Here is a 6,000-nt window from a genome sequence, read left to right on the forward strand (position 1 = left end):
TGACGACCAGGTCGCCGCCAAGGCGCGCACGCTGCTCGCCGAGGCGGCCCGCACCGCGTCCATCGCCGCCGGTTCGCGGACCGACGTCAACGGCGACGGCCGCGACGGCATCCTGGCGTTCACCCAGAACGCGAGCGCCGACGTCTACGTGGCGCCCTCCACCGGCAGCGCGTTCGCGGGCACGTCGGTGAAGTGGCACGACTTCTTCTCCATCGGCGGCGAGACCGCCTCGACCGGCGACGTGAACGGCGACGGGAAGGACGACATCGTCACGTTCGCGCACAGCAACACCGGCGACGTGTACGTGGCGCTGTCCACCGGCACGTCGTTCGGTGCCGCGCAGAAGTGGCACGACTGGTTCGCGCCCGGCGCGGAGATCGGCGCGGTCGGCGACGTCAACGGCGACGGCAAGGCCGACATCATCACCTTCGCCCAGGGCCCGGCGAGCGCCGCCGACGTCATCGTGGCCCTGTCCACCGGCACGTCGTTCGGGGCCGCACAGCAGTGGCACGACCTGTTCGCGGTCGGCGCCGAGCTGCCCCGGGTCGGCGACATCAACGGCGACGGCAAGGCCGACATCGTCACGTTCACCTGCGACGCCGACGCCGACGTCTACGCCGCGGTCTCCACCGGCACGGGCTTCGCCGGCACGACCGTGAAGTGGAACGACTTCTTCTGTCTCGCCGGTGAGTTCCCGTACCTCGCGGACGCCAACGGCGACGGGAAGGACGACATCGTCGTGTTCACCAAGGGCGCCACCAACGACGTGTACGTCGGCATCTCGACCGGGTCTCCACGCTGCACGCGGAGGTGGCGAGCAGCGCGCCGGCGGTGAGCAGGGCGAGCGTGCTGGTACGGGTACGCATTGATCGCTCCTGGTGGATGGGGGTGGGGTGTCAGACGACGCTGCGGTGCAGCTTCTGCAGGCCGGCGGCGGCCACGATGACCAGGCCCTTGATGAGCAGCTGGACGTTGGCGCCGATGTTGTTGAGCGCGAGGATGTTGTTGAGGATGCCGAGCAGGAGCGCGCCGGCCAGGGTCCCGCCCATCGAGCCGGAGCCCCCGGACAGGCTGGTGCCGCCGATCACCACCGCGGCGATGGCGTCCAGCTCGTACCCGGCACCGTCGTTGGGGCTGCCCTGGTTGAGCTGGCCCGCGTGGACGATCCCGGCCACCGCCGCGAGGAGCCCGGCGATGGCGAACACGGCGACCTTGACCCGGGTGACCGGGACGCCCGAGAGCCGGGCATGCTGCTGCGGTACGGCATCGGCACCTTGACCGTGACGCCGCCGGAGGTCTGGTCGGCGTTGGTGACGAGGGGCCAGCTGAACGGCGCGCCGAGGTTGCCGTTGACGAGGTTCTGCAGGCCGGTGTCGACGACGGTGACGCCGTCGAGCTCGATGCGGATCCAGCCGGTGGCGCTGACGTCGCCCTCGTCGCGGGTGAACCAGATCGACTGGATCTCCCCCGGGCCGCGGTCCTCGGCGAGCACGCAGCCGCCGTCGATGCGCAGGCAGGAGTAGGTGCCGCCGAACCCGTCGTCGTTGGAGCCGTCGCGGCCGAAGCTGGAGAACTGCTTCGTCCTGGTGCCGGCGGACAGGGTGAGCAGCCGGTCGAGGCGGCGGTAGGTCTCCCAGCCGACCGGGCCCTTGTCGTCGGGGACCGCTGCGGCGGCGGGGGTCGCGGTGGCGCCTTGGACCACTGTGCCGAGGACGGTGAGGAGCGGGATCAGCAGGACGGCGACGGCGGCTCTTCGCAGGACGCGCATGATGGTGTCCCTTCAGGGAAATCGATTACCCGCAAGTAGGCGACCAACATCCAGGTCCGTCAATATGTAGGAAGGTTTCGGCCCGCGGTTGTGCGAGAAATCGATTTCCCGCACCGTGACGGCGCTGGCGCGCGGGTGTCAACGGCGCGCGTGGCATCATTGCGCTCCTGGGGAGCCGCGGACGTCTTGAGATCCGGCCTGGAAGGATGGGGTCATGGCGACCATCTACGACGTCGCACAACGGGCGCAGGTCTCCCCCGCCACCGTCTCCCGCGTGCTCAACGGGCGGGCCAGCGTCGACCCCGACATGGTCGTGCGCGTGCAGGACGCGGTGCGCGAGCTCAACTACCGGCCCAACTCGGTGGCCCGCAACCTGCGCCGCAGCCGCACCACGCTGTGGACGGTGATCATCTCCGACGTCGGCAACCCGTTCTTCACCGCGATGGTCCGCGGCGTCGAGGACGTCGCCCAGCGGGCCGGCTACTCGGTCGTGCTGTGCAACAGCGACGAGGACCCGGCGAAGGAGGCGCAGTACGTCACCGCCGCCCTGCAGGACCAGATGGCCGGGGTGATCATCTCCAGCTCCGGGCACGCCGCGAACGTGAACCGGCTGATCGAGGCGGGCACGCCGGTCGTCGCCATCGACCGCCAGATCAGCGGGGCCAACGTCGACAGCGTCCTGGTCGACAACGAGCACGGCGCCCACATGGCCACCGCGCACCTGCTCGAACGCGGCTACCGCCGCATCGCCTGCATCACCGGCCCGCGGAAGGTGTCCACGGCCGCGCAGCGGCTGCGCGGCTACCAGCAGGCGCTGCGCGAGCGGGGCTTCGCGACCTCGGCGGCGCTGGTGCGCTACTCCGACTACCGCGAGGAGGGCGGCTACGCCGCGATGGCGTCGCTGCTGGACGCCGGCGACCCGCCGGACGCGGTGTTCGCCGCCAACAATCTCATGACCGTCGGCGCGGTCGAGTGCGTCGTCGACCGCGGCATCGCCGTCCCCGCCGGCATGGGCGTCATCGGCTTCGACGACATCCCGTGGGCGCACCTGGTGCGACCGTCGCTGTCGACGGTCTCGCAGCCGACGTACGAGCTGGGCCGGACCGCGGCGATGCTCCTCGCGGAGCGGATCACCGAACCGGACCGGCCCGCCTCGACCGTCACCCTCCAGACGACGCTGAAGGTGCGCGAGAGCAGCCTCAAGCCCTAGAGCTTGACGTCCCCGCACAGGTGCACGACGACGCCGAGCCCGTGCAGCATGGCCGCCTTCGCCAGCAGGGCCCGGTCGGCCGCGGCGGCGTCCGGGGCGTAGGCGACCTGCACGTGGTTGGCCTTGTGCCGGGCCATGAGCTGGTCCCGGTCCACCCCGTGCAGCACCGCGTGCATGATCGGCCACTGCCGGTCGGTGGCGTCCAGCCGGCGCCGGGTCTCCTGCGCCGGCAGCTCCCGCACGCTCGCCCGGCCCAGGTCGGCGTGCAGCACGCCGTCCATGATGAACACCCGCGACCACACGATCTCGCCCGGCTTCGACACGCCACTGAGCGTGCCGCCGCCGAGCGGGAAGAACATCGGCGGCTGGCGCATGCTGTAGCTCTTGTCGTAGCCGCCGTTGTGCGAGGCGGGGACCGAGCCGGAGATCTCGAAGACCCAGACGAACTCGCCCTCGTACTGCTCGCCCCAGCGGATGTCGTGCAGGGTGGTCGCCGGGTCGAAGCCCATCGCGTTCCACAGCCGGTTCGTCAGCAGCGCGTCGACGGCGACCCCCTCGTCGACCTCGTTGAAGTGCGGCAGGGGCGCGCCCGCGTACAGCTCCCTGGCGCCGTCGCGGCTGCGCACCGGCGGGCGCTCCACGTTGTTGAGCAGGCCCTCGGCCAGGTCGCTGGCCGGCACCACGTCCTTGAGCCCCTGCTGGTACTGGATCCCGACCGCGTCGAGGCCGAAGTCGTCGCTGATCCGCAGCGCCGCGACGTACATCCTGCACTGGCTGAGCACCTGCGCCTCGGTCAGCTCGGTGGCCTCGTCGGTGCCGAAGTGGAACGTGAACCCGCGGTCGTCCAGCCACGATGTGACCGCGGCCGCCTCCGCATCGGTGACCTTCAGCATCTCCGCGACGAGCGCGCTCTGCGACAGCCGCTCCTTGTAGATGCCGAGCGGGTTGAGCAGCTCGTCGTCGAAGATCGCGTTGTACATGCCCATGCAGCCCTCGTCGAAGACGCCGATGATCGCCTTCTCGTCGCGCAGCTGCTCGGCGAGCGCGGTTCCCAGGACGACCTCCGGTGCCTCCTGGTCGAGCGCCGGCAGGTCCCGGACGTGCGACAGGTCGTGCGCCACGGTGCCGGTCTCCAGCCACTCGCGCAGCCCGTCGACGGCCCAGTCGTCGGTGAAGTCCTCGCTCCACAGCGCCGAGTGCGCCACGCCGGCCTTGGTGAGGCTGGCGGTCAGGTTGAGCAGGCCGACCAGCCCGGGGAACGCGCCGGACCAGTTCGCCACCACCAGGATCGGGCCCTGATGGGTGCGCAGGCCGGCGAGCACGTGGTGGCTGTACTGCCAGACGGCCTCCACCACGATGAGCGGCGCGTCGCGCGGGACGTGCTTGAACACCTCGATCCCCATGCGCTGGCTGTCGATGAAGCCGTGCCCCTTGACCTCGTCGAACTCGTGCGCCCGTCGCGCCTGCCAGCCGAGCCGCGCCAGGGCCGCGGTCACGTCGGCCTCCAGCCGCTGCTGCGTCGGCCAGCACCGCAGGTTGGCGCTGGGCCGCAGGTCGCCGCTCGTCACCAGGTACGCGGTGACCGGCTCGGCGGCCGGACGCTCCAACGGGACCGGGAGCTGGTACGGACTGGTCATGGGGTTCCTCCGGTTGACTCGGTGCCGGCTGCCAGGCGGTGGCTGATGCCGGCGGTGGCCGGGTACAGGTCGAGGTACAGCTGGTAGCGCTCGTGATCGCACCGGACGTCGCCATGCCGGCGGCGAGGTTGCGCGTGCCGGGGAACGCCCCCGTGGTCCCCCACAGCACCGGCGACGTGTTCCGCACGTCGGTGGTGTGCACCAGGAACATCGTCGTGCCGTACATCAGCATCAGGTCGCCGAGCCGCTGCGCGCCGACGCTGACCGCCTCCGACCAGGCGTCGATCGTCCCCGCCACGACCGGCGTGCCCTGCCGCAGCCCGGTCTCGGCGGCGGCCGCCGGGGTGACGCCGCCGATGACGTCGCCGGGCCAGACCAGCGGCGGCAGCGCGACGCCCCCGGCCAGGTCCGCCGCCCACGGCTCGTGCCAGGTCTGCGCCGTGGCGTCGTACATCGGCGTGCACTGGCTGGCCGAGTGCTGGTCCAGGTAGTACGCCCCGGTGAGCCGCCACCCGAGCCAGCTGGCCGGCATGAACAGCCGCCGCGCGGCCCGCCACACCTCCGGCTCGTGCTCGGCGACCCAGGCCAGCTTCGGCCCGACGCTCTGCGTCGACAGCGCCGACCCGGTCCGCTCCCGGATCACGTCCGCCCCGCCGAGCTCCGCCGTCAGCCGCGCGATCTGGGCGATTGCCCGGGTGTCGACGCCGTACAGGATGCCGGGCCGCAACGGGAGGCCGGCGTCGCCCGTCAGGACGACGCACGGCCCCATCCCGCTCACCCCGACGGCCGTCACCTCACCCGGGTGCGCCGCCAGCAGCTCCCGGACGATCGAGACGGCCTCGCCCCACCACAGCTCCGCGTCCATCTCCACATGCCCGGGCCGCGGCGTCTGTACGTCGTGCCCGCGCACCGCGGTCGCGATGATCGCACCGTCCCCGGCGACGAGCACCCCCTTGGTACTCGACGTCCCCACATCGATGCCGATAACCATCCCGCTGCCCGACATGGCAACAAGATGTCAGAAATCGATTTCCCCGTCAATGCTGCACTTCCGCCCCACCGCTGTCGCGGCGGGTCCCGGCGGGGATGCTCACCCGACCGCTGTCCTTCCGCCCCACCGCTTGCGCGGCGGGTCCCGGCGGGGATTCTCACCCGCACCCCAATGCTCGCTGCGCTCGCACTGCCAGCGCTGCGCGCGGCAGCCTCACGCGCCTGCGCGCGGCATCCCGGGCGCCCTGTCCGTCCTGGTCAAGCGGCGCGCGGCGGGCCCGGTGCGGGTGCTGGCGAAGGTCGCCGCGTCGAGCCACACGCTGTCCAGGTCGATGTTCACGACGAGCCGGCCAGCCCGCCGCGACGGTTTCCGGCCGGTCCGACGTGCCCCCCCC

The 6,000-nt window shown here is 71.7% G+C and carries 6 protein-coding genes and 1 pseudogene; 2 read left to right on the forward strand and 5 right to left on the reverse strand.

Going from position 1 to position 6,000, the window contains the following annotated elements:
• Positions 1-148: 148 nt before the first annotated feature.
• Positions 149-835, forward strand: a complete 687-nt coding sequence (locus AB0I21_RS19425) for a VCBS repeat-containing protein (RefSeq protein ID WP_360562838.1) — start codon at positions 149-151, stop codon at positions 833-835.
• Between the two features lie 61 nt (positions 836-896).
• On the opposite strand, the gene AB0I21_RS19430 is transcribed toward AB0I21_RS19425, so the two are convergent.
• Both AB0I21_RS19430 and AB0I21_RS19435 read right to left on the reverse strand, forming a co-directional pair.
• Positions 897-1,196 (reverse strand): hypothetical protein, encoded by a 300-nt coding sequence (locus tag AB0I21_RS19430; protein ID WP_360562854.1) that lies wholly within the window; start codon positions 1,194-1,196, stop codon positions 897-899.
• Positions 1,085-1,768, reverse strand: a complete 684-nt coding sequence (locus tag AB0I21_RS19435) for a hypothetical protein (RefSeq protein ID WP_360562839.1) — start codon at positions 1,766-1,768, stop codon at positions 1,085-1,087. The genes AB0I21_RS19430 and AB0I21_RS19435 overlap by 112 nt, the downstream gene beginning before the upstream one ends.
• 214 nt (positions 1,769-1,982) lie before the next feature.
• On the opposite strand from AB0I21_RS19435, the gene AB0I21_RS19440 reads away from it, so the two are divergent.
• Positions 1,983-2,978: a LacI family DNA-binding transcriptional regulator gene (locus AB0I21_RS19440; RefSeq protein WP_360562841.1), complete on the forward strand. Its 996-nt coding sequence runs from the start codon at positions 1,983-1,985 to the stop codon at positions 2,976-2,978.
• On the opposite strand, the gene AB0I21_RS19445 is transcribed toward AB0I21_RS19440, so the two are convergent.
• The 3 genes and pseudogenes from AB0I21_RS19445 to AB0I21_RS19455 all read right to left on the reverse strand — a co-directional run.
• A complete protein-coding gene (locus AB0I21_RS19445; protein ID WP_360562843.1) occupies positions 2,975-4,615 on the reverse strand; it encodes a fucose isomerase in 1,641 nt (546 codons plus the stop codon). The genes AB0I21_RS19440 and AB0I21_RS19445 overlap by 4 nt on opposite strands.
• Before the next feature lie 328 nt (positions 4,616-4,943).
• Positions 4,944-5,621: pseudogene (locus AB0I21_RS19450) on the reverse strand (FGGY family carbohydrate kinase); the annotation flags it as partial.
• Between the two features lie 198 nt (positions 5,622-5,819).
• Positions 5,820-6,000, reverse strand: a 181-nt coding sequence (locus AB0I21_RS19455) for a hypothetical protein (RefSeq protein ID WP_360562845.1), incomplete at its 5' end; no start/stop codon positions are given.

The organism is Dactylosporangium sp. NPDC050588 (assembly GCF_040654975.1).
GTDB lineage: Bacteria > Actinomycetota > Actinomycetes > Mycobacteriales > Micromonosporaceae > Dactylosporangium > Dactylosporangium maewongense.